The organism is Streptomyces sp. NPDC050636 (genome assembly GCF_040654775.1).
In the GTDB taxonomy this organism is placed as follows: Bacteria; Actinomycetota; Actinomycetes; order Streptomycetales; family Streptomycetaceae; genus Streptomyces.
The window spans coordinates 1-2966 of sequence record NZ_JBFAIP010000234.1 but is presented as its reverse complement, the minus strand read 5'-3'; the positions used below and the strand labels follow the sequence as shown (position 1 = coordinate 2966).

The following is a 2966-nucleotide window of genomic DNA, read 5'->3' as shown; positions in this document are numbered from 1 at the left end:
CGCCTCCAGCCGGGCCCATTGTTCGTCCGTCAGGTCTCCACGAGCCATCCCGAAATCGTTCCACAGTCACGACCAATATCTCAAACACGCCTTAGGACTGCCTCTATCAGCCGGGTCCTGGTTGCAGCTGTCCAACCAGGTGGAAGACCTCCCGGGCCGCGTAGCGTTTGAGGCACCGGACGCTTTCGCGCCGGGTCTTGCCCTCCTTGTTGTCCCCCGCCGTGATCAGCAAAATGACGGCTGTATCCGGACCGACCCCCACCACGTCGAGCAGTTGCGGGGCAACCAGTTCACGAGCCGGGCCAGACGCACGTCCACATCCCGGATCTGCTCGGAGAGTCGGCCGATCCGGTGAGCCAGCAGACCCAGCGTGATCCGAGTGGCCTGCAGCACCCCCTCCTCGCCGACCTCTTCACATCGGCGAACCGCGCACAGGTACAGAAGAGCTCGGCATTGCAGTGATAGAGACCGTCTTGAGGTGCCTGATGGCCTGCATGCGGGCTTTGACGGCCGACGCCTTCGTAAGTTTGTACACTCTCACGATCTGTAACGGCCCGTCACCCGATACGTTCCGTATGCGCGCTGTCGCGAACGGTCCCGGCTCTCCCTGAACCTCGACTGCAGCCGGCCCGAACACTCCACAGTTGGACCACGCTTGTCAGCCCAGAACAGTCCGACGACGATCGCCAGGTCGAGGCCGATTGGCACTCCCAGGCCGTGTTGTTGTCAGTGGGGGCAGCTACGGTCCCTTGCATGCCGAAGAAGCGGAAGAAGAAGCCACCGTCGCGTGGCCGGCGGACCGGAGTGGTTCCCCCGCAGGGGCAACTGCCCGCCACGATCAACCTCGGTGGCCCGCGTGTGCCTTCGCGTGGCTGGGGCTTTCAGGCATTGATCGACGGCATGAGGGAAGCCGGCCTGCCTCCTCTGGAATTCACGGCGTACGTACCCGAGGGGTACTCATCCGAGTTCTCCCCGCAGATCGATGCACCGCGTGCGCCGCTTCAGGCAGGCTGGTATCTGCAGTCCGACCTGGTCATTCCAGTCTACAACTGGGTGTTCTCCGAGCAACAACTCTCCGAAGATCCTGGTGGTTTGGACCTTCGCCGACGAGGGTTCGCCCTGTACTCGGCGCATTCGGCATGCACGCACGGCAAGGCGGACTGTAGTTACGCCAGTGCGGAGGCCATGGAGACGTGGACTCCGATCGTGGCGCCCGACCCCAGCATCGTCGCCGCCGACCACTACGGCGGCCACGAGCCCAACTACAGCACCCAGGCAGCCGGACAACTGCCAGCGGGAGCGCCCCGCACGGTGGGGGTGCTGGACGTGGACTATGCGCGGGTAGCGGGTCGCAGCCTGCCTGAGCGTTGGGACATCGACGTCGCGGGCCTCTTGGTGATGGAATGGCAGGAAGCCATGGGCGTGCCCGGACAGGCCATCTGGCGGCAGCGCGCCTTCCGCACGTTTCGAGATCACAATCTGTCGGAGCTCAACGCAGCCGCCTATGACGTCGACCTGATCATCGGCCACAATCTCTTCGACGGCGACTACCGGTGCCTGCGCACCTACGGCGACTTGGTGGACGTCGGCGCACTGGCCGCGAAGACAGTCGACACGTTGTATGCCGCCCGACACCGGTCCGCCGGCGACACGGCCCGTCTGGACTTGACCACCCTGGCCCGCACGCAAGGGCTGCGCGAGCGGGCGAAGAAGGCGTCGCGGACGGAGGCGCACCGCGGCATCGGGACCATCCATGACGCGGAGGAACGCTGGTTCTTCCAGCCGATCTCCGATGACTGCGAAGTGATGCTGGAGCTCTGGCTGGAACTGATCACCAGCCGACGCCTGCGCACCGTCCTCAGGTCGGGAGAAGCCGTGGAGTACGCGCTCGGCGACGACGATCTGCGGCTGCTCCTGGAGCCACAACTTGCGCCGGGCACCTTCACGAACCTGCTGACGACGAAAGGAACGGTCTACCCGCTGCCCGGAGCGGCACGCAACGAGAGCGTCGCCCGGATCCACCGCGAGATCGAACAGCAACGGGCCGACGGCACTGCGGTCAACGGTCATCCGACCGCTGCCCACCGCCAGCGCTGCCTGGCGCCCGGTGACGAGGCCGGACGACAGTGCGATCAGCTCATCCCAGCGACGGAGACGTATTGCCGCACCCACCGATCCAAGCGGCGCTGCCGAGGAAACCCGGCACTGGACGACACCTGCACCACCGTCGTCCATGACGACCAGGCGCATTGCCACTGGCATCGCATGACCGCCCTCTACGTGCCGCAAGGACAGCGCATCGTCGAAGACTTCAGTGTCCCTCTGCCGCTTTACGGATGGGACCGGGGCAGCAACTGGGGATACGACACGGGAACGCGTTCCTTCTTCGCACGGCTCTATCGCAACGACGACGTCCCTTCCGGAGCACCGACCATCTGGCTGTCGGGATCCCAACTTGATCTCACAGACGTGGTCGCGCTCACTCACGCCCTTCAGGAAGCGACCGGATTAGCATGGCGGGAAGTCGTGGACGCCCTGACGGCCAGCCGGAAGTCACCCCAGCAACGCGCGGTAGCCACCCAGGACTGGGAACCAGCAACGTGCACAAGCCCTTGCCCATGCGGTACCTCGGACTGCGGCCACGGCGAACCCTGCCTGAACGACGAGTGCACGGGCCACGACATCCATACAATGCGTAACCCGAGCAGCGAAGCAGACGTGACGGTGTGGCAGGACTACTTCGACTGCTGCGAGGGCTGCGGTGCCAGCGTCCTGGACATCTTGCTCCCGGAGCGCCCCTGGGGCGAAGTGGAAGCCGACGGCACTGTGACTGTCTACGCCGGTATGTCTGACTACGAGCTCGGTGTCTACCCCTAAGGGCTCGCAGAGAATCAACATGCTGATTTGATCTCCGTGGGGCTGTTGTTCGCGAGGAACGCCGTGACGTCAGCGGGCGTCCGGAACCT

General features: G+C 64.8%; 1 protein-coding gene. It reads left to right on the top strand.

What is annotated here, in order from left to right:
• The first annotated feature begins 753 nt into the window (after positions 1-753).
• Entirely contained in the window at positions 754-2877 is a 2124-nt protein-coding gene (locus tag AB0I10_RS40895; RefSeq protein ID WP_363157816.1) for a hypothetical protein, read from the top strand.
• The last annotated feature ends 89 nt before the right edge of the window (positions 2878-2966 follow it).

Excerpts from the sequence above, each read along its gene's own strand:
- AB0I10_RS40895 (WP_363157816.1), top strand. The coding sequence starts at position 754 with ATGCCGAAGAAGCGGAAGAAGAAGCCACCGTCGCGTGGCCGGCGGACC.